This is a genomic window from Burkholderia sp. PU8-34 (assembly GCF_053427725.1).
In genome coordinates this window covers 56,660-80,882 of sequence record NZ_JBSAXC010000025.1, presented here as the reverse complement: position 1 = coordinate 80,882, position 24,223 = coordinate 56,660, and the positions used below count along the sequence as shown (strand labels likewise).

Below are 24,223 nucleotides of genomic sequence, written 5' to 3'. Positions count from 1 at the left end.
GGGGGCGGTATAGCTCATGGTCGATCTTCCAATCAGGCAGTGAATGTAAGGCGCGCCACGCGTTTCCGGTACGGCAAAATCGGCCAGCGTTTGGCGACGGTTGGCAGATCGTAACCCCTCGCTACCGGAATTCCATTGTCATATCCGGCCCACGTACTGACAAAATCGGCCACGGCGTGCACTGCAGCAATGCATGAAGCCCTTTGCTTGCAGGCGGTCTGGCGAAGCGAAAAAAAGAACTTCAGCAATCGTTCCATACGAGGAACCGTCGCCCATCAATGGAGACCGCTCGAGAGATAGCCTGACTCAATCGGTGCGCGTGCCGTGGCGGCGCGCATGGCCGAATAGCTGAATCACCAGACCACGCAGCCAACGATTTCCCGCTTCATGGTGGTATCGGGCATGCCAATGCTGACGAACGGCGAATCCCTCCACCGGGATCGGGCACGCATGAACCGTCAGATCATTGGCCTGCGCCAGGGTCTCGCCAATGTGGCGAGGCAGCGTGGTAATCAGGTCCGTGTTCTGGATGATCGCCCCCAGCCCCAGGAACCCCGGCAACTCCAGCACGACCTGCCGCTCGACGCGTTCCCGCGTCAGCGCCTGCTCGAGGAGTTGCGCACCGGTTCCCGCCGTGATCGCGACATGTCCCTCCGCACAATATTGCTTCACCCCAAGCCGCGCACGAATCCTGGGGTGACGACGGTTCGCGAGGCACACCCAGTCCTGCTCGTACAACTGCTGCTGGTAGATACCGCCGCCGAGCCACGGTACATAACCGATCGCGAGGTCTGCCTCCCCGGACTCCAGCGCCCGCTCCGTGTTGCCGTCGATCCTCGCGGCTTCCAGCCGGACGCCTGGCGCCTGCGCGCGAACGTGTGCGAGCAGCCGCGGCAGCAACGTGATGTGGCTCGCGTCGGTCATGCAGATGCGAAACCGCCGCTGCGCCGTGGCGGGATCGAACGCGATCTCCCACGCGGTGAACCGCCGCAGCGACTCCAGGATTTCCCGGCACGGCCCGATCAGCGCGTCGGCCTGCGGTGTCGGCGCCATACCGCCGGGCGTTCGAATGAACAGCGGATCGTGCAGGCATTCCCGCAAGCGCCCCAGCCAGATACTGACCGTCGGCTGGCTTTGCCCGAGCTGCTCCGCCACGCGCGTGACGCTGCGGGTGTCGTACAGGAGGTCGAAGAGCTGAAGCAGCTTCAGATCGGGCAGGTCGGTCGGGGTCATCGCATTATTGTCCATCGCAATGACGCCATTGTAATCATTGCATTGTCAGCATGAGCGGCGACTTCTATCGTGCAACTACACGTCAAGGAGAAGCCATTGAAGATTGCGATTCTGGGCGCCGGCGCACTGGGCTGCGCGATTGGCGCCACACTCACCGAAGGCGGCCACGAAACCTGGCTGGTCGACCGTTCGGCGGCGCATGTCGACGCGATGCGCCGCGACGGCCTGCGGGTCGACGATGCCAACGGCTCGCGGCATGTCCGGGTGCGCGCGACGACGCAGGCCGCCGAAGCCGGCGCCGCGGATCTGGTGATCGTGCTGGTGAAATCGTTCCACACCGAGTCGGCGATCCGCGGCGCGCGCGAGCTGGTCGGGCCCGATACGCGGGTGCTGTCGCTGCAAAACGGCCTCGGGCACGAGGACATTCTCGCCGACGTCGTCGGCCGCGAACGGGTGCTCGCGGGCAAGACCTATGTTGGCGGGGTGCTGCGTGGCGCCGCGCACATCGAGTCCGGCGTGACCGGCAAGTCCACCTGTATCGGCGAACTCGACGGCCGCCTCACACCCCGGGTGCAGGCGATCGCCGACGCATTCAACGCTGCCGGGCTCGCGACCACGGTCAGCGACAACATCGTCGGCACGATGTGGGACAAGCTGCTGGTCAACGTCGCCACGGGCGCGCTGACCGGCATTACCCGCCTGACCTACGGACAGCTCTACGACGAGCCGCTGCTGAAGGCCGCCTCGCTCGCGGCCGTGGCCGAGGCGATCGCGACGGCACGGGCCGCCGGCATCCGGTTGTCGATGCCGGATCCGGAACAGGCGTGGACGCTCGCTGCCGAGGGGCTGCCCGCTGCCTTCAAGACCTCGATGCTGCAGAGCCTGGAGAAGGGTTCGATCACCGAGATCGATTTCATCAACGGTTCGGTCGTGCGCTGCGGACAGCGATACGGCGTGCCGACCCCGGTCAATGCGACGCTCGTCGCCTGCATCAAGGGAATCGAACGCGCGATGGCCGACCGGCAACGCGAAGAGGCCACCGTATGAGCGCCACGAAAGCCTATCTGGAGCACGTCGCCATCCGGGTGAAGGACATCCATTGGCACATCCGTTTTTTCGAGGAAGTCCTTGGCATGACCATGCGCGAAGCGGACGGCACGCTCGACGCCCCCAGGCAGTACTGGACGCTCGGCGGCCTGCAGTTCATCCACGCGCCGGAACATGACGGCCCCGAAGGCCGGCTCGCCCACCTCGGCGTGATGTGCGAACACCTGGAAGCTGCGCTGGCCGCCGCTCAACGGTTCGGCGTAACCGGCATGCCGCAGGGACGCAACTGGCTGCGGCTGCCGGACGGTCTGGCGGTGGAACTGATCCAGGCAAAACCCGCCACCTGCGTCGCGCAGGCGCTGGCGATCAACCCGCGTGCGGAGGCTTGAACATGACGATCGTCGAAAGATACTGGGACGATGCGCGTGAGGGCGACGCGTGCGTCAGCCCGAACTACACGGTCACGAAGGCGCGCATTCTCGCTTATGCCGATCTCACCGGCGACCATACACCCGTGCACGTGGACGAAGACTACGCGAATGCCAGCCACTTCGGCTGCCTCGTCGCGCACGGGCTGTTCGGGCTGTCGATCGCCGACGGCCTCAAGACGCGGAGCGACTACCGCTTCCTGCCGGGCATGTCGCTGGGCTGGAGCTGGGATTTCCTGCTGCCGATCAAGGTCGACGACGTGCTGCATGTGAAGTTCCGCGTCGGTTCCATGCGGGCAAGCAAGAGCCGGCCGGACTGGGGCATCGTCGTGCTTCCGTCCGACCTGATCAATCAGGATGACAAAGTGGTTCAGCGCGGCGAGCACCGCCTGATGGTGCCGCGCCGGCCGGGGGTGCGCTGATGCAGCCCCGTCCACTCGAAGGCATGCGCGTCGTCGACTATAGCCACTTCCTTGCCGGCCCTTACGTGGGGCGATGCCTGGCGGCACTCGGCGCGGAAGTCATCAAGGTCGAGCGCCCGGGCACGGGAGATGCCGGACGCCAGCACGCGACCGTGCTCGACGACCAGCAAAGCGGCTACTTCCTGCAACTCAACATGGGCAAGCGCGGCGTCAGCGTGAACATGAAAGACCCGCGCGGCAAGGCGTTCATGCAGCGGTTGTGCGATTCGGCGGACGTGTTCATCGAGAATTACCGGCCGGGCGCGCTGGACAAGCTGAGGCTCGGTTACACCGAGCTGTCGGCTCGCAATCCCGGTCTCGTGTACTGCTCGATCTCGGCATACGGACACACCGGTCCGGACGCGCATCGTGCCGGTTTCGGGCTGATCGCCGAAGCCAGAAGCGGGATCATGCAGATGGTCGGCACGCCCGGCGAACGCCCGCCGCTGTTGCGCGTCTCGCTGGGCGACATGTACACGGGCATCCATGCGGTCGCGGCGATCAACGCTGCGCTGCTGGGGCGTGTGAAGAGCGGCCGTGGACAGCACATCGACATGGCGCTGTACGACACGCTGGTGTCGATGCACGAGTATGCGGTGCAGTGCTACACGCTGAAAGGCGTGCTGCCCGAGCAAACCGGACACGACATGCCGACCTCGACGCTCTACGGCGTGTTCCGCGCCGCGGACGGTGACCTCGTGATCGCGGCGCAGGTGGACGAAGCGTGGAAACGCTTTGCTTCGCTGATCGAAGCGCACGGCGGCCCGGCGGGATTCGGCGCCGACATGCGATTCCACGACAGCGTCGGACGCAACACGCACCGGTCGGAGATTCTGTCCGTCGTCGAGCCCTGGGTGGCCGCGCGCCCGGTGGCGTCGATACTGGCGTTGCTGGATGGCATCGACGTCCCGTGCGCCAAGGTGCAGCGCATCGACGAGGTGCTGGCCGACCCGCAGATCCAGGCACGGGGGATGCTCGTCGAGCAGCAGCATCCGCGCTACGGGACGTTGCGACTGCCCAACCTGCCGTTCCGGTTCTCCGACTGCGATACGACGATTCGCGACGTCGCGCCGGACCTGGGGCAGCACAACGCCGAAGTGGCGCGCGCACTGGGCTTCGCCCCAGCGGAAATCGACGCGATGCAGGCCGATGGCGTTCTTTACTCGAAGTGAGGCAACGATGACAGACCAGTACGCGGTGATCGGCAACCCGATCGGGCACACGAAATCTCCGCTGATTCACGGCCTCTTCGCGGAAGAGACGCAGCAGGACATGAACTATGCGGCCATCGACGGGCCGGTGGAGCCACAGCGCGCTTTCGCCGATGTCGTGCGAGCATTCGCCGCTTCAGGCGGCAAGGGCATGAACGTGACCGCGCCGTTCAAGCTCGCGGCTTTCGCGATGGCCGACGAACGCAGCGAGCGCGCGGCGTTGGCCGGTGCGGCCAATGCCCTCAAGTTCGAAGACGGGCGCATTCTGGCCGACAACTTCGACGGTATCGGCCTGATCCGCGACATCGAGGTCAACCTGCGTCTGCCGATCGCCGGCAAGCGTGTCCTGATGCTCGGTGCTGGCGGTGCGGCGCGCGGCGCGTTGCTGCCGTTCCTGGCGGCACGCCCGGCCGAGATGGTCGTCGCGAACCGTGACCTGGCCAAAGGGCAGGCGCTGGCGGCCCGGGTTGCCGGTCGCGGCCCGCTCGTCGCCTGCGGCTATGCCGATCTCGAACGGCTGGGACGCTTCGATCTGGTCGTCAATGCCACGTCGGCCAGTCTCACCGGCGATCTGCCACCCGTGCCGCCAAGCGTCTTCAGCCCGGAAGGCACGGCCTACGAGCTTGCTTACGGCAAGCGATTGACGCCGTTTCTTCGGCTCGCGAGACATGCCGGCGTACTCGGCGTGGCAGACGGCGTGGGCATGCTGGTCGAACAGGCGGCGGAAGCCTTCGTCTGGTGGCGCGGCGTGCGTCCGCAGACCAGCGCGGTGATCGACCGGCTCACCGTACCGCTCGATTGAATGCCGAGTGATTCTCGACACTACACGCGCCGCCGGTACGTGCCGGGCGTACTCCCCGTCCAGTGCCGGAACGCGCGGTGAAACGCGCTCGGATCGTCGAAACCGAGATCCGCGCCGATCGCCGCGATCGTGTCGTTCGTGTCGGTGAGCCGCTGGATCGCGATATCGCGCCGCAGCTCGTCCTTCAGCACCTGGAACGTCGTGCCTTCGGCCAACAGGTGGCGGCTCAGCGTGCGCACCGAGCAGTGCAGGCTGTCGGCCGCCAGTTCGATCGTCGGCAGGTCGGGCAGCTGGCCCGACAGATACTGCCGCACGCGGTGACAGACAAGCTGCTCGCTGAACGATTCGAAGATCCAGTCCCCGGGCGCGCGCGCGAGGAATTTCCGCAGGTTGCGCTTGCTTTGCCGGATCGGCGCGTCGAGGTAGCTCGCGCTGAAGCGCATCAGCGTGCGGCTGCAGTCGAACTGCATGGGCCCCGAGAAGAAATAGAGATGATCGACCGCATGACGCGGCCGCGGACACGCGAACTCGATCTGCAGCAGCGGAATCTTCTGGCCGATCAGCCAGGAACCCACGCCGTGCACGAGTTTCAGCATCAGTTCCTGGCCGAGCGGGCCGATCGGACCAAAGGCCGGATTCGGCCGGATCACGACCTGCCCGAGCAGCCCGTCGCGCTTCGATTCGACGAAGAAATCGTCGACGACGATATGGAAGAACTGCCCGAAGCGATGCAGCGCCGTTTCGAGGTTGCGCGCGTCGAGCAGGCTCAGGCACAGGTATTTCAGCGTACCGCCGCGCAGCGGACGCGAGAAGATGCCGGGCATCTCGTCGTCGAGGTCGATGGCGAGCGTGCGGTACAGCGTCGAGAACTGCTCCTCGGTCACGCGCGCATTCGGCTCGCCCTGCAGTTCGCTCGGAATGCCGGCTTCGCGCAGGTAGCGCTGGATCACGTCGGGCTGCACACCCGCACTTGCAAGGAAACCGTTGACGAGGGAAATCGGCACCGTCGCGCTCGGCGACGTCAACGGGCGGTCAGGCAGGGAAGAACTGGAATCTGGGCCGGTCATGGCGTACGCGTCCAACGAACCGCTGGCATTGTACTTGACCCGGCGCGGGCGGGCAGCGCGCGGCCCGGCAGGCGCCGGCGACGGTCGCGCGTGTCCGTCCGCCTGCTGCGCGCGATCCGCGGCGGACGCCGCGGCAGATGCCCCGGACGGCGCCGCACGGCGGGCGCGTGGCAGGCGCAGCGGCCCGCTCAAGCGACCGCCCGGACGCCGCGTCGCACTCCCGGCTTCAATCGATGTGGCTGAGTTCCCGCCGCAGGATCTTGCCGACGGTCGATTTCGGGAGCCGCTCGACGAAACGGACCACCTTCGGCACCTTGTACGCCGCGAGGTTCGCGCGGCAATGCGCGATCAGGTCGGCTTCGGTGATGCTGGCATCCGCCGCCACGACGACGAACAGCCTGACCGCCTCGCCCGTCTTTTCGTCCGGCACGCCGATGCATGCGCATTCGGCAACGCCCGGGAACGCGGTCGCGACCGCTTCCACCTCGTTCGGATAGACGTTGAAGCCCGACACGATGACCATGTCCTTCTTGCGGTCGACGATCTTCAGGAAGCCTTGCTCGTCGAAGACGCCGATGTCGCCGGTGCGGAAATAGCCGTCCGCGGTGAACGCCTTCGCGTTCGCTTCCGGCTGCTGCCAGTAGCCGCGCATCACCTGCGGCCCCTTCACGCAGACTTCGCCGGGCGCGCCGATGCCGGCCTCGCGGTCGTTGTCGTCGAGCAGCTTCACGTCGGTGGACGGCAACGGCAGGCCGGTGGTGCCCGTGAATTCGGTGATGAACTGCGGATTGAACGTGACCACGGGCGACGTTTCCGACAGGCCGTAGCCTTCGCGGATGAAACAGCCCGTCACGGCCTTCCAGCGCGCCGAGATCACGTCGATCACCGCCGTGCCGCCGCCCGCGGACAGCGTCAGGCGCGACCAGTCGACCTCCTTCAGGCGCGGGTGGTTCGCGAGCCCCGCGTACAGCGTATTCACGCCGACGAACACCGTCGGCCGCGCGGCCTTCAGCACGTCGAGGAACGCATCGATGTCCCGCGGATTGGCGATCAGCCAGTTTTCCGCGCCGATCGAGAAATAGGACAGGAAGTTCACCGTCAGCGCGAAGATGTGATACAGCGGGATCGCGGTGACGACGACTTCCTCGCCCGGCCGCTGCGCATCGGGCACGAACGCCTGGAACTGCGCGATGTTCGCGATCAGGTTGCGGTGCGACAGCGCAGCGCCCTTCGACAGCCCCGTCGTGCCGCCCGTGTACTGGAGCAGCAGCAGGTCGTCGCCGTTGAGCGCGACCGGCTCATGGGCGAGCTGCTGCCCTTCGGCGATCGCGTCCGTGAGCGCGATCGCGTTGCGCGGCAGCGCTTCGCGCACGTCGGCGGGAACGTCGACGATGCCGAGATCGCCGCGGCCCACGGTGATCACGGTGCGGATCCGCGTGTTGCCGATCACGTGCGCGAACGTGGCCGTCGACCCGCCGCACACGACGATCGTCTCGACGCCCGCGTCGTTGAGCTGATGCTCGAGCTCGCGCGCCGTGTAGAGCGGATTCACGTTGACCTGGATCGCGCCGATTTTCGCGACGGCGATGAACGCAACCGGGAACGCGAGCACGTTCGGCAGCATCACGGCCACGCGATCGCCCTTGCGGACCCCGACGACTTTCTGCAGATAGGCGGCCAGCGCGGTCGACAGGCGGTCGACGTCGGCATAGGTCAGCGTCCGGCTGCCCGAGCGGAACGCCGGCTTGTCGGCAAAGCGGCGCATCGCGTCGTCGAGCAGCGCAGGCATGGAAGGATGGCGATCGGCATCGATCTCGGCGGGGATCGAGCCATACGACCGGATCCAGTGTCTCGTGTTCATATAGGTATCCTTGGGCGGCCGGCGCGCAGGCTTCGCGCATCGCGGGAACCGCTCCCGGATCGATGCTGGCGCCGCTCGTTCGACGCCTCATCGCCCGGGCGGGCATGGACCGTCTCACGAACGCCGACTATCGCCCGCCGGCCGCGCTTTGCAAATGATCGACGCGGCCGAAAAGATGATCGAAACGGACAGGCGGCCGCGCGGCCCCCGGCGTATCGGGCGAAACGCGTCGCTCGTTGTCGGGATCGACGGGAACCGGATACGGCTTGCGATTGGATCCGGGGGCGCCAGGCCTTGCCGGTACGCAAAGCTGCGCAGGTATCATTCCGCTCCGATCGTCGTGACGGGAACCCAGCGGCCGCCCTTCACCTGATAGAGCGTCGACGTCGGATTCATGAGGTCGCCGTTCGCATCGAACGCAATCTTTCCGGTGATGCCGTCGTAGCGTGTCGCGCGAAGTGCCGGCAGGAACTCGGCGGGCTTCGCGGAATTCGCCTGCTGCATCCCATGGATCACTACCCATACGCAGTCGTAGGCGAACGGCGCATAGGTGAGCATGTTCGCGCCGAAGCGCTGCTTGAATTTCCGCGCGAACGCCTTGCCTTGCGGGAGCGTGTCGATCGGACGGCCGTATTCCCACGCCATCGCCCCTTCGGCCGCCGAGCCGGCCACGTTGATGAAGATACTGTCGGCAATGCCGCCGCTGCCGACGAACTGGATGCGCATGCCCAATTGCCGCATCCGCTTGGCAATGAGCGCTGCCTGGTTGTCCAGGCCGCCAAAGTACAGCAGGTCCGCGTTCGCGGCCTTGATGTTCGTGAGTTGCGCGCTGAACTCGACCGCCTTGTCGTTCGTGTATTCGGATGCGACGACCGTGCCGCCGGCAGCCAGCGCGGCCTTCTTGAACTCCTCCACCGCCCCCTGGCCGAACGCGGTCCGGTCGTCCATGACCGCAATGCGGCGCGCCTTCATCACGGTGACGGCATACTTTCCGGCATCGCCGGAGTTCTGCGTATCGGTCGCGATGATGCGGAAGACCGTCTTCAACCCCTGGCGGGTGATTGCCGGGTTGGTGGCCGCCGGGTCGATCAGCGGGATGCCGGCCTTCGCGAAAATCGGCGCGGACGGCAGTGCCACGCCGGAGTTGTAGTAGCCGACCACGGCGGCCACGCCGTCGTCGACCAGCTTCTGGGCGACCTGGACGCCGATGCGCGGGTCGCCCTGGTCGTCCACGGCGTCGAGTTCGAAACGGACCTCCTGACCGCCCAGCCTGATGTGCTGGGCGTTTGCCTCCTCGACGGCCAGCCGCACACCGTTCTCGAGATCCTTGCCGTTCGCGGCACTGACGCCCGTCAGCGGGCTGGACACGCCGATCCTGACGATCTGTTGCCCGTAGGACGGGCCGCAGGCGAAGGACAACGCGATGGCGCTCACGCCGGCGGCGAGCAATCTGCGTGGAAGATTGAGCATGGGTTCGATCCCGATGACGATGCAACCCGAGCGGCTTCAGACTCGACCCCAATCACCGCTATTGCGTGCAGGCGTCGACCATCCTGAACAGCGACTCGGCAAAGGGTAGTTGCGTTGAACAATATAGTACGAAAGAGAAATGAGCGGCCGCTGCGTGCCGGCCGCTCCATCCATGGTTGGACCCGGATCGCGGTAGGGATGTCCATTACTGAACACCCCCCGCACAGATCCCGGCGTGCCCAATTTAGGCACCGGGCTCCTACCTTGGGTGCTTGACGGCAAAGCGCCGGTCAGGCCATGGATGAAGAATGCGAGGTTGGGGGAGCCAGGCATCCGCGATCCTCTCGACCCGCGTCCACGTCATATGATCCTTCTGGCTACGACGCCGGAGCGCGCGCCGCCAGAGATCAACGACGTGGTAACGTAAAGCGTCACGGAATTTTGCGCCAGCGCGGGCGCTGAAACTGCGGAAACGATCATGCAAACGAGAATCTTCTGTCTCATTCAGGTCTCCAAACCTTTTATTGAGGGAAATCGCCACATCGGATGCGACAACGATCGAAGCAGCCCGGAGCGTATCAATCCAATTTCCGGATGCCGGAAACTTTTCCTTGGGCAATTCCCATACTTTTGGTAATCCTGACCCGGCACAGCGGCCTGCAGGCCGCGCCTTACCGCGAACCCATGCTCGCGCCGGTTTGCGCGACAATGAGCACCGTGCCGCCGCGTGCCGATGACGTGCTGTGCCGCGAAACGGCTGGATACGACACGGTCTGGCCCGGGAGAAAGTCGGTGCCGTCATCGTCCAGCATGAACTTTGACGATTGTGCTATCCGGCGATACCGCGTTCGATCCGGATGCGGATCATCTGCGCGCGCTGCAACTCCGTGAACGCACGGTCAGGCACACCGTTGCGGGAGCAGCGGTTCATGCGCGTGTCGACGGTGTGCCAACGGCCGAAGCGTGAAGAAAGGCCGCGCCACTTGCAGCCATGCCTGGCTACATGGAAGATCGCGTTGAGCACTTGCAGGTTCGACAGGCTCACATTGCCCCGCTGGCGCGGCAGGCAATGTTCAATCAGCTTTAATCAGACTTCGGAAATTTCCATCTCCGATGAATAACCTCACACCAATATAGCGCGAACAGACCCTAGTAAACCATTCGCAAGTTGGAGAATTATCAGGTTTTCGATCGTGTATTCGACTCTGGATTCTCGCTAGAATTTCCGCCCACTTCGTTCTATAACGACAACGTCGGCGGTTTCTTTTTCGCCATTGCGGACTTACGACGTCCATACGCGCAGACTTTCGTGGCCCTTACCGCGTCTCTGCCATCGCCAGGCATCCATCCACCGCTTGGCGACACAACGCTTCTCTTATTCGATTGCGGTCGGTCTGCATCGAACAACCATCATCCATTTAACGTTTGCGGAAAATCGGAATTGGCGCATTGCTCGCTCAATCGCCATGAATCGGTGCATCACTGTCGATTCACCGAGTAGAAATGACGCTGCGTGTGAATTCTGGCATGAGTGTCCCGCCTGTCGGGCGTGAATGGCGCACTTGCGTTTGATGGTGGCTTCGAGCACGGTTTAATGAGTTACCGAAACCGGAAGTGTATTCAACAGATTTTTCTATTTCGATGAGCGTGATGTGGCCTGGAAGCGATCTTCACTTCAGCGCTTCATTCAAAGCCGCTCAACGTAACGCCCTGTTTGGCGATCGCCTGTTCCAACGCATTCGATGTCGACGCGAGTGCGCGGGTAATCGAAATGCGGCCGGCGCACCGGATCAGCCGGCAGCACCCCAATAAACGCGTACTGATGAGCGCATTTTGTCGGTTCATTACATATTTCAGACATCAATTGTTAAGGAGTGAAAAATGATGTTTACCGTAATGCATCGTATTCGCCGAATCTCGAATGCGCTTGGAATTGCAATGGTGCTCAACTGCATCGCTGCCACATCGGCTCTAGCCGCATGGGTCGAACAGGGCCCCGGACCGATTCTCAACGGGCAGGCTGAGGGATTGCTCAACAACCCGGTTTCGGGTGGCGTAAACACAATCGTTCCCGATCCTGTAAACGCGAATGTCGCTTATGTGGGAACGGTCAACGGTGGCGTGTGGAAGACCATCACCGAAACTGCCGCAACTCCGATATGGATTCCCCTGACCGACCACAAGCTGCCCGCTCTTTCAATCAGCTCTCTCGCCGTCAGCCCGCTCACTTCAAGCACGCTGTTTGCCGGCACGGGCAGTACGAGTTCCGACGGGTTTGACGGAAGCCCCGGGTTCGGCGTGGCTAGAACAACCGACGGAGGCAACACCTGGTCGATAGAGGCAGGTACGACGTTTGCGGGGCGCCGCATCACCAGCATCGTTCCGACGTCGATTACCTCCGGCGGACTCGATGGACAAGTGGTGCTCGCCGCCACACTTTTCGACGGAGGCGGCGTTTACCGAAGCACGAACGGCGGCAAGTCCTTCACCCGAATTTCAGGCGGAACAGCAGGCCTGCCCAATGCCGGGGTCAGCAGCCTCGTCGCCGATCCCACCGACCCGTACCGCTTCTATGCCGCCGTTCCTCAGCAATTTGGCGGTGGTGCGGCCGCAGGCGTGTACCGCAGCAACGATGGCGGTGCAACCTGGGTCCCCGTCGATTCCGGTCTGTCGGCGCTCGGCACTTCGGCCCGCATCCTGCTGGCAGTCGGCCGGGGCACGGGGGTTGTCTATGCAATGGTCATCAACTCGACCGGAACATTGAGCGGCGTGTTTCGATCTGCAACCGACGGCGCAAACTGGACTCCGATGGGCGTTCCGTCGCCATCCATTTTCCCGGGCGCCCAGGGTGACGTGCATGGCGCGATCGTGGCGGATCCGAGGAATCCCAACGTGGTCTTCATCTCCGGCGATCGACAGGCCTTGCCAAGTGCCAACGGCTGCATCAACTTTAGCGGCAACACGTTCCGCGGCGATGCTTCTCTTGGCTCACCATGGCAGAACGTCGTCTGCAACGGCGCCCACGGCACCTCGCCCCACGCAGATTCCCGCGGCATGGCCTTCGATGCCAGCGGCAACCTTCTGCAGGTCAATGACGGCGGCATTTATTCGTTGATCACGCCCAACGCAGCCAGCCGACAATGGCAATCCGTGAACGGAAACCTCCGCCCGACGGAGCTGCACTCCGCCGCATACGACTCGGTCAGCAAGGTCATCTTCGGCGGTGCTCAGGATACCGGGACGCCAATGCAGAATTCGCCGGGAAATTTCACGTGGACCGACTTTCTCCAGGGTGACGGCGGTGTCGTCGCGGTCGACACGAGCCCGACACACGCCGGGACATCGATTCGATACACGAGCTTCTTCAATCTCGGCTTATTCAATCGCTCGACATGGAGCGCCAGCAATACCCTGTTGGGTGGATCTGTTACACCGCTCGGGCTGCTGATCGTCGCAGGAGCCGGAGCCGGCAAGACGCTTTACCAGTTCGATCCCAACATCCAGTTCTACAATCCGTATGTCCTCAACAGGATCGATCCGAGCCGAATGCTGATCGGCACGGCAACGATCTACGAGTCGTTGAACAAGGGGGATTCTCTCAACAACCTGGGATTCACCGGCAAATTCATCACCTCGCTGTCGTATGGCGGCCGCCTGGGTACGGTTGCCAAACCGGACGTCTTCTATGTCGGCACGCGAGGCGCCGCCGGCCCCTACATCTGGCACCGCACGACGCTCGGGGGTCCCGTCACGACGTTGAACACATATCCTGGCAGCAGTGTCCGGAGCCTCGTTTCGGACCCCAGGGATTTCCGCAGCGTATATGTGGTCGACGACCAGAGTCGGGTGTGGGCGTCCTTCGACGAGGGATCCTCCTGGTCCAATCTCACGGCCAACCTGAATGCTCTGCTCCAGGATGCAAGGACGATCGAGATCTTCAGCTCTGACGATCCCTCGATCACTCAGAAAGTCCTCATCGTGGGGGGCCTTGGCGGCGTGTTCCAGTTGCCCGGAGCGGGCACGCCGGGAGGGAGCAAGTGGTCCCGGTTGAGCAGGAAACTGCCGCACGGTCTGGTGCTTGACCTGCACTACGACTATACGGATAACGTGCTCGTCGCAGGGATTCTTGGGCGCGGCGCCTGGACATTGAAACGTTTCTTCCACGGTGACGATACCGAGTCGGAACCCGCAACGGACAAGCCGGATCCGATGGAACTGCATGAGGATTTGCCCAAGGTTGAGCCACGTGTACACCGCGAGCACGATTGATTGAACGGACGAAAGAGGCAATCGATCCGGAACCATGCTTCTTTCGATTTGCCGGCTGGCGGCCCGCAGGCAGGGAGCGGGCTGCCAGCGCGGCGGCATCGGCCCTGAACGCATGCGCCAGCGCGCCAGATAGTGTACAAACAAGAGGTTCGGCAATGACTTCGAACGCCACCGGCAAACGAGATACCGGCCATATGAGATTGTTGGGTTCCCCGGCGAAAATGGCACTCGTGTTATTTTTCACCACGCAAACTGCGGCTGCCGCCTGTCACTGGGCCTGGTATTGCGACAAATCGTCCGCGTGCGGCTATGTGCCATTTTGCGATTCGCCGCAAGATACGCCTCCGCCGCTCCAGGGAACGCGGCCCGTCGTCCCGCCTGACGTCGAGCCAGTCAACCCGTCGAAACACGCGCGGCAGCCGTTGCCGGGCTTCAAACCCGTAAGACCGCCTCCGTCCAGCGCCAGCTCCGCCGTGTCTTCCCCCTCATCGCCCGAGTAGGCCGCGCAACGCTGTTCCCTGATTGGCTCCGGCTTTCAGTGTCACGTCACGCATGACTGCCCGCCGCGCGTCATGGAGATGTACAAGCGTCGAAGGCCTTCGGTAGTGTAAACGCGCGCTAGCCGGCAAGTACCGTCTCCGCGGCATTCGGCGGCCGCGCCGCGCGATACGCGTTCGGCGATTCTCCGAATTCCTTCCTGAACTCGCGGCCAAGGTGCGACGCGTCCGAAAATCCGCAGGATGTCGCAATATCGGCGACGGTGCGATCGGAGCTCGTCAACAGCCATGACGCCATCCGGATTCGAATCTGTCTTGCGTAAGCGCGAGGCGACTTGCCCGTTTCCGTTGCGAACAGACGTTCGAGCTGCCGCACCGACACTTCGAGCCGTCGGGCAAGCTCGATCTGGCTCAGCGGCTGGCCGATGTGCTGTTCCATCAAGAGAATGGCCCGCCGGACCTTCGGATGTGTCGCGGGCTCGAGCCCCGGCGGATGCGGTTGCGGCGCATTCCCCTTTTGCGCATCGTCCACCAGCAGGATACGGAGCGCCTTCCGGACGATCGTGGCATCGAAATGGCGAAGCAGGATGGCGGCCGCCACGTCGATCGACGCGCGCCCTCCGGAGCAGGTGATGCGCCGTCTGTCCACGACGAAAAGCCGGTCGGCGACGAGGTTGCGCTCGTCGATGCCCGGGAAGCGCTCGACGAAATCCCAATAGTGAAACCAGCTCACGCAGATGCGATATCCGCTCATCACGCCGGCCCGGACGAGCGCAAACGCGCCCGTACAAACGCCCACGAGCGTGGCCGACGTACCGGCCATCGCGCGAATGAACGCCAAGGTCGCGTCGCTCGCCGGCGGCCCTGAATGCAGCAGCCCGCCGACGATCACGACGTAATCGAACGCCCCCGCCTCTTCGAAGGTCGTCCACGGCGTGATCTGGATTCCACAGCTCGCGCGGACCGGAACGTGATTTTCTCCGACGATGGTCCATGAGCATCGAACCGGCCGGCTCATGTCGCCTTCATCGCTCGCGAGCCTGAGGAGGTCGACGAAGCCCGAAAAGGCGGTCAGCGTGAAATTGGGCAACAGCACGATCCCGAAGCGGAGCTGTCGTGAAGCTGCGGCCGTGGCATCGGTCGAATGGCTCACCATGAAACTGCCTGCGTCAATGCATCAAACGATCGAAAACGAACCCATTCGACGGCCAGAGCGGCGCCTCGCGAACTCGGCCTCATCGCCCGCTATTTGGCGACATCGATGCCGACGTCGAGCCAGCCGTGCATCATTGCGCCAACCTCGTCGTCCAGCCAGTCGCGAAACTGCCGATATTCCGCACGCGACTGCGCGTTCTTGTGGGTAATCAGATAGTGATGACGGTCGCGAAACACGAGCACGTCCTGAACCGGCCGCATCAGGCTCCCCTGCTCGACCTGACGATGAACGAGGTGATGCCAGCCAAGCAGCGTCCCTTCGCCGGCTTCGGCCTGGGCGACCAGGAGCCGGTAGTCGTTGCTCTCCAGATGCCGGTTCTCGACCAGCATATCCGTGCCGTCGCCCTGCTGAAACCAGTTTCGCCACACGCGCCAGTCCACGTGCTCGCAAACCTGCGCGCGTCCCAGCAACGACAGGTTCAACGTCGGCTGCGACAGCAGATCCAGCGGCTTCAGCGTCCGTCCGCGAAAATGCCGTTCGTGGAACGACGGGCTGCAAACCGGATAGACGACATCATGAAACAGCGGCTCGACCTCGAACTCGGCCTCGCGCGGCGGATTCTTGGTGATGATGATGTCGGGCTCCATGAGCTCGTCCAGCTCCATGAAGTGCTCGGTGACCATCACGTGCATGCGGATATCCGGAAATCGCTCGCGGAACGCCGGCAGCCGGGACGACAGCCACAGCGCGGAAAACGTATGCGACACGCAGATCGTCAATGCATGCTTGTCCGTGCGGCGTACGGCCTCGGCCGCTTCCGCGATGTTCATGATCGACAGGTACGACGCGTTGTACAGGATGCGTCCGGCGTCAGTCAGCGCGATATGCCTGCCGGTGCGCTCGAACAGCGCGACGTCGAGGGAATCCTCCAGCTCCTTGATTTGTCTGCTGATTGCCGCCTGGGTCACGCACAGCACCTCGGCGGCCTGAGTGAAGCTCTCGTATCGCGCCGCCGTCACGAAGCACCTCAGCGCCCGGAGCGATGGCATCTGCGCGAGGAGCCGGTCTGTAAATAGCTGCTTCTTCGACATGGGTTTCACTCTCAAAACGGATACCCGCAACGCAGATCGATGCACCGTTCGTCAACGGGCGCACGCTGCCGGCGAAAATCCCGCAATCCTGCCACCAACCACGCAAGAAACGCGGATCGGATCAGTTTGCGAGCCCGTCCGCAAGCTGGCAAGAGAGGCGCTTGCGGAAACGGAGGCATGCCGGCACGGTCACGCTTCAAGTACGCCGGTTCCAGTGAATCCAGGATGCATTTGATTTCACTTCCTGTTGATGATGTGCGGCAGGCTCATGCGGAACCGCGCGACAGCCAGCCCGGCAGACCGGCCGGGCTGGCATTCGTGCCTCCGCCTTCAATCGAGCTTCAGCCACGTCGTCTTCAATTCGCAATATTGATCGTGCGCATAAACGGATTTGTCGCGCCCGCCGAATCCCGATTGCTTGAAGCCGCCGAACGGCGTCGAAAGATCCCCTTCGCCGAAGCAGTTCACCGTCACGGTGCCCGCGCGGATGCGGGCCGCGATCTTGTGAGCGCTGTTGACGTTGTCCGTCCACAGCGACGCGGCGAGCCCGTAGCACGTGTCGTTGGCGATTCGAACGGCGTCGTCGACATCCTCGTATTCGATGAAGCAGACGACCGGCCCGAAAACCTCCTCGCGCGCGATGCTCATGTCAGGCGACACCTGGTCGAAGATCGTGGGCTCGACGAACCACCCGCCTGTCTCGGTGAGCGTCGCGCGCCCGCCGCACACGACGCGCGCGCCTTCCTGCTTCGCCTTGTCGATATGCGCGAGCACTTTCTCATGGTGCTTTTCCTCGATCAGCGCGCCGAGCTTCACGTCCGGGTCGAGCGGGTCGCCCGTCTTCCAGCCCGCGAGCACCGCCAGGACTTTTTCCAGCAGCTCCGCCTTCCGATGCGACGGAACGAGGATCCGGGAACCCGCGCTGCAGTTCTCCCCCATGTTCCAGAATGCGGCCGCCACCGCCTGCTCGGCCACCACATCGAGATTCGCGACGTCCGGCAGGATCACCTGCGGATTCTTGCCGCCGCACTCGAGCACCACGCGCTTCAGGTTCGTATCCGCCGAATAGTGCAGGAAGCGCTTTCCGGTTGCGGTCGATCCGGTGAACGCAACCAGATCGACGTCGGGATGACGTCCCAGCGCCTGGCCTGCGCTTTCGCCGAAGCCCGTGACCACGCTGAACACCCCCGCGGGCACGCCGGCCTCGAACGCGAGATCGGCGATGCGCAAGGTCGACAACGACGTCTGCTCAGCCGGCTTCACGATCACGCTGTTGCCGACGGACAGCGCCGGGCCGATCTTCCATGCGAGCATCAGCGCCGGAAAATTCCATGGCAGCACGGCGCCTACGACGCCGATCGGTTCGCGGGTAATCATGCTCACGACACCCGCTCCCGACGGCGACAGCGCGTCATATCGCTTGTCGGTCACTTCGGCATGCCAGCGAATGCAGGCCGCCGACTCGGGAATATCCAGCCCGATGCATTCGGCGATCGGCTTGCCTGCCTCGAGCGCTTCGAGCAGCGCCAGTTCCTCCGCATGCGCGTCGATCAGTTGCGCCAGCCGCAGCAGAACCGCCTTTCGATGCGCCGGCGCGGCCTTCGACCACACGCCGGATTCGAATGCGTCGCGGGCGGCCGCGACCGCCCGATCGACGTCCTTCTCGTCGCATCGGGCCACATCGGCCAGCACCTTGCCCGACGCGGGGCTGAGCGTGCGGAACGTCTCAGTCGATGCGGCCGGGCATCGCTGCCCGCCGATGAACGCCCGACCGTCCAGCGACAACACTGCTGCTTTCTGCTTCCATTCCTGATGCGTCGTCATGTCCTGTCCTCACAGATCAAAGCTCGGCGCCAGCCGAAAATTCCTTCGCCCAGATTGCGGCCGATACCGCCACGTCGACGATCGGCCGAACCGGCAACGAACGCGGATGCGGCTGATTCAACAGCTGGCGCACGAGGCCGCCCGATTGACCGAGCGCGTATTCGGCAATGAGCTTGCCGGATGCGGATCCTCTGCTCAGGCCGAGCCCGTTGCACCCGACCGCTTCGAAGATGCCGTCGCTCCGGCGCCCGAACAGCGCGCCGTTGTTCGCGGACAGGCACAACGGCCCGCCCCACGTGTATTCGAGTTCGACGCCGTTCAGCATCGGGAACCGGCGATCGAACGATCGCCGATGCAGGCTCTTCGCCTTCATCAGATCGGCCGGCGACACTTCGAGCCCGGGCCGGAATGCGAAATGGTTGCGCACGCAGATGCGGTCCGTCACCAGCCGGCGCACGGTGGTGCCCATCGGGTCCGCCGGAATCAGCGACCACGATCGCGTTCCGCCGAGCCTTTTGACTTCGTCCGCGTTCAGCACGCGCGTCATCGACGCGAACGTATAAACGGGCAGCAAACCGTTCGGATGCCGGCCGAAGGTCGCCGCGTAAGCATTCGTGCAGAGAATGACCTGCTTCGCGGCGATCTTGCCGCCCGCGAAATGCAACACCCGCGTGTCGCCGCGATGCTCGATTTCCGTCACTGCGCTCAGCTCGAACACCTTCACGTTGTTCGGCAGCGTCGCCGCCAGGCCGCGCATCAGCGCGGCCGGCTGCACCGTGCTGCAGCCCGGCGTGAACAGTGCGCCGCGATAGAAATCCGTGCCGGTCACCGCGCGAATCGCCGCATCGTCGAGCCATTCGAACGCTTCGTCGATCCTCGCAAGGCCGTCCGCAAAATGGGCGAGCGCCGCCTCTCCTTTCCGGTTGGCCGATGCATGAAATTTGCCCTCGTCCCGCCAGTCGCAGTCGATGTTGTGCCGCCGTACGACCGAGCGCACATAGTCGATCCCATGACGCTGGAACCGGACGTCGGCCTTGTCCTCTTCCACGCTGCGCGAGTAGCTTTCGCTGCTGATATCGTGCGGCAGATCGACGAAGAATCCGGAATTCCGTCCGGCTGTCGTGCGTCCGATGCGATCCGCCTCGACGAGCGCGATCGACGCACCCGGCTCGAGCTCGGCCAGCCGCCGGGCGGCGCAAAGCCCGGTAATGCCGCCGCCCACGACGACCCAGTCGTATCGATGCTCGGCGGATACTGTGTCGGCCGGTGCTGGCGGCGGCAGGATTTCCCACCAGCCGTTCACGCCGTCCGGTGCGGGAAACCGCGCGAATTCCAGATTCGAGGTCATGACGTATCACTGATCCTGGCGGAACAGCGGCTTCACGAGCCGCGCGAATGCGTTGCGCTCTTCGTCGGACAGCGCGCCAAGCGGCGCGCGCGCCGGGCCGACCGGCAGCCCTGCCAGCTCACAGCCGCAGCGAACGTACTGAATGAATTTGCCGCTTCGCTCGAGCAGCTCGAGCACCGGCAGCAGTTGCGCCATCAGCTTGCGGCCCGTTTCGAAATCGCCGTGCTTCACGCACGTGTCGTAGAGCGCCATATGCGCTTCGGGCAGGAAGTTCGACGCACCTGCCACCCAGCTCTTCGCGCCCCACACGAAGAACTCGAGCGCCTGATCGTCCATCCCGCAGCTCAACACCAGTCTGTCGCGGAAATGCGTGGCGAGATGGTGCAGATGGGAAATGTCACCCGTGCTCTCCTTCATCGCGACGAAGTTTCGGCGCTCGAGCAGCGTGGCGAGCACGCCATCGCCGATCTCCGTGCCCGTGCGAGCCGGGAAGTTGTACAGCATGACCGGCATGTCGAGCGCATCGTCGACCTTCAGCAGGTGGGCCAGAAGTTCTTCCTGAGTCGGCTGCGCATAGTATGGTGCGGCGACCAGCAGCGCCGACAGACCGGCCCGCTTGGCCTCCTGCCCCAGGCGAATCACTTCCCTGGTCGTGGTGGCATTGATGCCGGCGGTCACGAACGTCTTGCCGCCCGCCGCGTCGGCAACGGTATTGAACGTCCGGACACGTTCGTCGAAACTCAGCGCGTAGTATTCGCCCGTGGTTCCGCCGATACCGAGGCCGGACACGCGGCCGGCCAGATTGGCCGCATGCCGGCCGAGCAATTCATGGTCGATTTCGCCGTCTGCGTTGAACGGGGTGACCAGCGGTGTATGCACGCCCTCGAAGCTCATTTCGATTCCTCTCTTCAACAAGTTCACCGGAGCCCTTGCGCGCCCTTCAATACCGGGATCGGCAATGACGAAACGCAAGGAACCGGCATTTCCAAAAAACGTTCTCTCTGTATGTGCTGCAAAGCCGGCGATTTCGTCGAGGCCGGGCCGATGCGATATCGGCCCCGAGCCACCGCCCACACGCCCGGCCCCCGCAAGCTGCCGTTTCGCGTCGATCGCCGAGGCCACGAGGCCGGCTTACTGCTGCAGCCAGGCCTTCACCTTGTCCGGATGCGCGTCGACGAATTTCTTTGCCGCAGTTGCGTAGTCGTTCGTGCTGTTTCCTTCGAACTCGATCGCCTCGACATCGGCGAGCGTCAGCTTGAAGTGCTTGAAGAACACGTCGGCGCGGGGAAACTTGCCGGCGAACTGCTTCGACGCGAATGCGTGAATCTGCTCCTCGCCGCCCAAGGTTCCCTTCGAATCCTTCAGGTAGCGCATCTGCCATTTCTGGAACAGCCAATGGGGGCTCCAGGCCGTTGCGACGATCCACTGCTTCGATTGATAGGCGCGCGATACACCCGCGAGCATGCCGGCTTCGCTCGACGCCTGGAGGTTGTAGCCATCGAGGTTGTAGGCCTTGACGGTCTTTTCGGACGCCTGCATCAGGCCACCGCCCGGCTCGATGCCCTGGATGGTCCCGTTCAGCTTGCTCTTGACCTCGGGCTTGTTGAGATCGGCAATCGACGACAACTGGGCCTCGGGAATGTAGGCCGGCACTGCCCAGCCATTCTTGCCGCCCGTATAGATGATGCCGACATCATCCATGTCGTTCCTGTACTTCGCGTAGTACGTCGCGTGAGTCACCGGCAGCCACCCGCCCACCATGATGTCCAGGTCCCCGCGCGCCACGCCCTGGTACTGGATGCCGATATCGGCCTGCACGAACTGGACGGGCTGTTTGAGATTGGTTTCCAGCACGTACTTGGCCACATTGGCGACCGCGAGGACGTCCGCCCAGTTCGTCACCGCGATCCTGATTGGCTCGGCGGACGAGGCCGGCCCGATGCCGACACCGATGGAAACGACCGCCGTCACCGCGAGTTTCGCAAGAAGCGATTTGAATGCATTGCTGTTCATCTAGTAGTCCTCTGTAATCAACACTGTCCTTGAACGATGACGGACGCCGTGATGTAGCGTGTCTGGTCCCCGCGCACTGCTGCACTGCTGCACTTCTGTCGCGACGGCACTTGCGTGACCGCGCCGCCCCGCACTTCAAACACCCTTGGTCGATCGCGTCCGGAGCGAACGCCTGCGATCGTGGCCGGAGGATCGGTCAGGCCTGCGCGGTGCCGCTTGCGCTCGACTTCCTCGCGCTGCGAGCCGGCCTGGACTTCTTCGCTTTCACACCGAAGCTCTCGGTCAGACGGTCCAGCACGATCGCGAGCAGCACGACGCCGAGGCCCCCTTCGAAACCGATCCCGATGTCGAGACGCTGAATGCCGCTCAGCACGTACTCGCCCAGGCCGCCCGCACCGATCATCGATGCAACCACCACCATCGACAGCGCCATCATGATCGTCTGGTTCACGCCGGCCATGATGGACGGCAACGCGTTCGGCAGCTGGATCTTCCACAGGAGCTGCCAGTCAGTGCTGCCGAACGAGCGCCCGGCTTCCATCAACTCCTCGCGCACCTGCCGAATCCCGAGCGTGGTCAGGCGTACGACCGGCGGCATCGCGAACACGATCGTGGCAATCACGGCTGGAACACGCCCCAATCCGAACAGGATGACGGCCGGAATCAGGTAGACGAATGCGGGCATCGTCTGCATGAAGTCGAGCAGCGAGCGCAGCACCATGCCTGCCCGGTTGTTCCGCGCGCCCCAGATGCCGAGCGGCACGCCGATCACCAGGCTGAAGAACGTCGCCGCCGTAACGAGCGCCAGCGTGGACACGGTCTGCGCCCACAAGCCCATGTAGTGGATGACGAGGAGCGCAATGCCGACGAAGATCGAGAACACCACACCGCGACGCCACAACGCGAGCCCGACCAGGATGACGAGCATGGCGACGAACGGAATCGCGGCGAGCCCGTCTTCAAGCAGCTTCACCACCGCGCCGAGTCCGGCCGAGAAGGCGTCGAAACCGCCGCGAAAATGTTGAAAGAGGAAGTTGACGACGCTTTCTGCAAACTTCCCGATTACCGACGCGTTCATGCTGCCCTCCGTTCCATCACCTGTTTGAGTATCGTCCGGCAGGACACCACGCCGGCGAACCTGCCGGCCGCATCCGTGACGGGCACATCGTGTTGCTGGTTCAGCGCGATGGCCGCAAGCTGATGCAGATCCGTTTCCGTCGAAACCCCATCGACGTCGTGAATGAACGCTTCACGAATCGGGCGGCTTCCGGACTTGTGCAGCGTTGCCGCCGTGACGCAACCCAGATACCGGCCGGCTTCGTCGCAGACGTATCCGCATTCGGCGCCGCTGTCGATGAGCTGGTTGAGGTAGCGTTCGGACGGCGTGCCGGCATCGCACGAAATCAGCCCGCGGTCGACCTGGGTCAGCAGGCTGGATGCCTTGAGGAAGCGCGACACGTCGACGTTGCGGAAAAAGTCCCGCACGTACTCGTCCGCCGGCGATTGAATGAGTTCGGAAGGCGTGCCGACCTGAATCAGGCAACCGTCCTTCATGATGCCGATCCGGCCGCCGATCTTGACCGCTTCCTCTATGTCGTGGGAAATGAAGACGATCGTCCGCTGCTCTTCCTTTTGAAGGCGCAACAGCTCGTTCTGCATTTCGAATCGAATCAGCGGGTCGAGCGCCGAAAAGGCTTCGTCCATCAACAGTACCGATGGATTGACGGCAAGCGCACGGGCAAGGCCCACCCGTTGCTGCATGCCGCCGGAGAGCTCGCTCGGCAGCAGCTCCTCGTACGATCCGAGACCGACGCGCTTCAATGCGGCGCGCGCGATGTCGTACCGCTCGGCCTTCTTGACGCCCGCGACTTCGAGTCCGTACGCAATGTTGTCGAGCACGGTGCGGTTCGGCAGCAGCGCGAACGACTGGAACACCATGGCCATTTTCTGCCGGCGAACGGCTCGCAACTCCGGCGTCGACATGGGCGCGACGTCGCGGCCTTCAAGCACGACCTGACCGGACGTCGGTTCGATCAGGCGGTTGAGCAGTCGAACGAGCGTCGACTTCCCCGAGCCCGACAGTCCCATGATGACGAAAATCTCGCCGGCCCTGACGCTCAGGCTGACGTCGTTGACCGCGACCATGTTGCCGGTCTCGGCGAAAATCTCGTTCCGGCCGAGGCCCTGCTTCATCAGCTCGGCCGCCCGTTCTGGTTTCGGGCCGAAGATCTTCGACAGGTTCTTGACCGTCAGAACGTCGGTTCCGGACACGGCAACGGGCCGGGACACCGATGGCGCGGCGCCTGTATCGATTGCGCGTTGCGGTATCACATCGCCCGGCGTGTATGTCAGATTCGGGGTCATTCTGTCATCCCAACTGGCTGTTTCAGGAAATTGAAGCGCTCGGTCGGCGATCGCGGTTGCGTTCATCAGCCGACCGTCGTT

At 63.7% G+C, this 24,223-nt stretch carries 19 protein-coding genes and 1 pseudogene; 6 read left to right on the top strand and 14 right to left on the bottom strand.

The window, feature by feature from the left end; genetic code table 11:
• Nucleotides 1-306: 306 nt before the first annotated feature.
• Nucleotides 307-1,248, bottom strand: coding sequence for a LysR family transcriptional regulator (locus ACV22Z_RS33560; RefSeq protein ID WP_448080548.1), 942 nt, complete (start codon nt 1,246-1,248; stop codon nt 307-309).
• An 81-nt stretch (nt 1,249-1,329) separates the two neighbouring features.
• On the opposite strand from ACV22Z_RS33560, the gene ACV22Z_RS33555 reads away from it, so the two are divergent.
• The 5 genes from ACV22Z_RS33555 to aroE are packed head-to-tail and all read left to right on the top strand — an operon-like array spanning nt 1,330 to nt 5,182.
• Nucleotides 1,330-2,280: a ketopantoate reductase family protein gene (locus ACV22Z_RS33555; protein ID WP_448080547.1), complete on the top strand. Its 951-nt coding sequence runs from the start codon at nt 1,330-1,332 to the stop codon at nt 2,278-2,280.
• Nucleotides 2,277-2,669, top strand: coding sequence for a VOC family protein (locus tag ACV22Z_RS33550; protein WP_448080546.1), 393 nt, complete (start codon nt 2,277-2,279; stop codon nt 2,667-2,669). Before ACV22Z_RS33555 ends, ACV22Z_RS33550 begins: the two co-directional genes overlap by 4 nt.
• A 2-nt stretch (nt 2,670-2,671) precedes the next feature.
• Nucleotides 2,672-3,130: a MaoC family dehydratase gene (locus ACV22Z_RS33545; RefSeq protein WP_448080545.1), complete on the top strand. Its 459-nt coding sequence runs from the start codon at nt 2,672-2,674 to the stop codon at nt 3,128-3,130.
• On the top strand, nt 3,130-4,341 hold the full coding sequence (locus ACV22Z_RS33540; protein ID WP_448080544.1) for a CaiB/BaiF CoA transferase family protein: 1,212 nt from the start codon (nt 3,130-3,132) through the stop codon (nt 4,339-4,341). The genes ACV22Z_RS33545 and ACV22Z_RS33540 overlap by 1 nt, the downstream gene beginning before the upstream one ends.
• Before the next feature lie 7 nt (nt 4,342-4,348).
• Nucleotides 4,349-5,182: a shikimate dehydrogenase gene (aroE, locus tag ACV22Z_RS33535; RefSeq protein WP_448080543.1), complete on the top strand. Its 834-nt coding sequence runs from the start codon at nt 4,349-4,351 to the stop codon at nt 5,180-5,182.
• A 20-nt stretch (nt 5,183-5,202) separates the two neighbouring features.
• Here aroE and ACV22Z_RS33530 read toward each other — a convergent pair whose 3' ends face one another.
• The 5 genes and pseudogenes from ACV22Z_RS33530 to ACV22Z_RS33510 all read right to left on the bottom strand — a co-directional run.
• Nucleotides 5,203-6,249 (bottom strand): AraC family transcriptional regulator, encoded by a 1,047-nt coding sequence (locus ACV22Z_RS33530; protein WP_448080542.1) that lies wholly within the window; start codon nt 6,247-6,249, stop codon nt 5,203-5,205.
• A 226-nt stretch (nt 6,250-6,475) separates the two neighbouring features.
• A complete protein-coding gene (locus tag ACV22Z_RS33525) occupies nt 6,476-8,110 on the bottom strand; it encodes an AMP-binding protein (protein ID WP_448080541.1) in 1,635 nt (544 codons plus the stop codon).
• A gap of 321 nt (nt 8,111-8,431) precedes the next feature.
• The gene (locus tag ACV22Z_RS33520) at nt 8,432-9,580 is read right to left on the bottom strand and encodes a branched-chain amino acid ABC transporter substrate-binding protein (RefSeq protein ID WP_448080540.1); all 1,149 of its coding nucleotides are present in this window, start codon (nt 9,578-9,580) and stop codon (nt 8,432-8,434) included.
• 360 nt (nt 9,581-9,940) lie between these two features.
• Entirely contained in the window at nt 9,941-10,084 is a 144-nt protein-coding gene (locus ACV22Z_RS33515) for a hypothetical protein (RefSeq protein WP_448080539.1), read from the bottom strand.
• 306 nt (nt 10,085-10,390) lie between these two features.
• A pseudogene (locus ACV22Z_RS33510) lies at nt 10,391-10,661 on the bottom strand (transposase); the annotation flags it as partial.
• A gap of 800 nt (nt 10,662-11,461) precedes the next feature.
• Here ACV22Z_RS33510 and ACV22Z_RS33505 point away from each other — a divergent pair.
• Nucleotides 11,462-13,849, top strand: coding sequence for a WD40/YVTN/BNR-like repeat-containing protein (locus tag ACV22Z_RS33505; protein ID WP_448080538.1), 2,388 nt, complete (start codon nt 11,462-11,464; stop codon nt 13,847-13,849).
• Between the two features lie 618 nt (nt 13,850-14,467).
• On the opposite strand, the gene ACV22Z_RS33500 is transcribed toward ACV22Z_RS33505, so the two are convergent.
• The 8 genes from ACV22Z_RS33500 to ACV22Z_RS33465 form a co-directional block, all read right to left on the bottom strand.
• Nucleotides 14,468-15,502 (bottom strand): GlxA family transcriptional regulator, encoded by a 1,035-nt coding sequence (locus tag ACV22Z_RS33500; RefSeq protein ID WP_448080537.1) that lies wholly within the window; start codon nt 15,500-15,502, stop codon nt 14,468-14,470.
• An 89-nt stretch (nt 15,503-15,591) separates the two neighbouring features.
• Nucleotides 15,592-16,593, bottom strand: coding sequence for a LysR substrate-binding domain-containing protein (locus ACV22Z_RS33495; protein WP_448080536.1), 1,002 nt, complete (start codon nt 16,591-16,593; stop codon nt 15,592-15,594).
• Nucleotides 16,594-16,923: 330 nt separating this feature from the next.
• The gene (locus ACV22Z_RS33490) at nt 16,924-18,417 is read right to left on the bottom strand and encodes an aldehyde dehydrogenase (protein ID WP_448080535.1); all 1,494 of its coding nucleotides are present in this window, start codon (nt 18,415-18,417) and stop codon (nt 16,924-16,926) included.
• A 16-nt stretch (nt 18,418-18,433) separates the two neighbouring features.
• On the bottom strand, nt 18,434-19,765 hold the full coding sequence (locus tag ACV22Z_RS33485; RefSeq protein ID WP_448080534.1) for an NAD(P)/FAD-dependent oxidoreductase: 1,332 nt from the start codon (nt 19,763-19,765) through the stop codon (nt 18,434-18,436).
• A gap of 6 nt (nt 19,766-19,771) precedes the next feature.
• A complete protein-coding gene (locus tag ACV22Z_RS33480; protein ID WP_448080552.1) occupies nt 19,772-20,659 on the bottom strand; it encodes a dihydrodipicolinate synthase family protein in 888 nt (295 codons plus the stop codon).
• Nucleotides 20,660-20,896: 237 nt separating this feature from the next.
• Complete coding sequence (locus ACV22Z_RS33475) at nt 20,897-21,778, bottom strand: glycine betaine ABC transporter substrate-binding protein (protein WP_448080533.1); 882 nt, start codon at nt 21,776-21,778, stop codon at nt 20,897-20,899.
• Nucleotides 21,779-21,974: 196 nt separating this feature from the next.
• Entirely contained in the window at nt 21,975-22,856 is an 882-nt protein-coding gene (locus tag ACV22Z_RS33470; protein ID WP_448080532.1) for an ABC transporter permease, read from the bottom strand.
• The gene (locus ACV22Z_RS33465) at nt 22,853-24,142 is read right to left on the bottom strand and encodes a quaternary amine ABC transporter ATP-binding protein (RefSeq protein WP_448080551.1); all 1,290 of its coding nucleotides are present in this window, start codon (nt 24,140-24,142) and stop codon (nt 22,853-22,855) included. The genes ACV22Z_RS33470 and ACV22Z_RS33465 overlap by 4 nt, the downstream gene beginning before the upstream one ends.
• Nucleotides 24,143-24,223 lie beyond the last annotated feature (81 nt).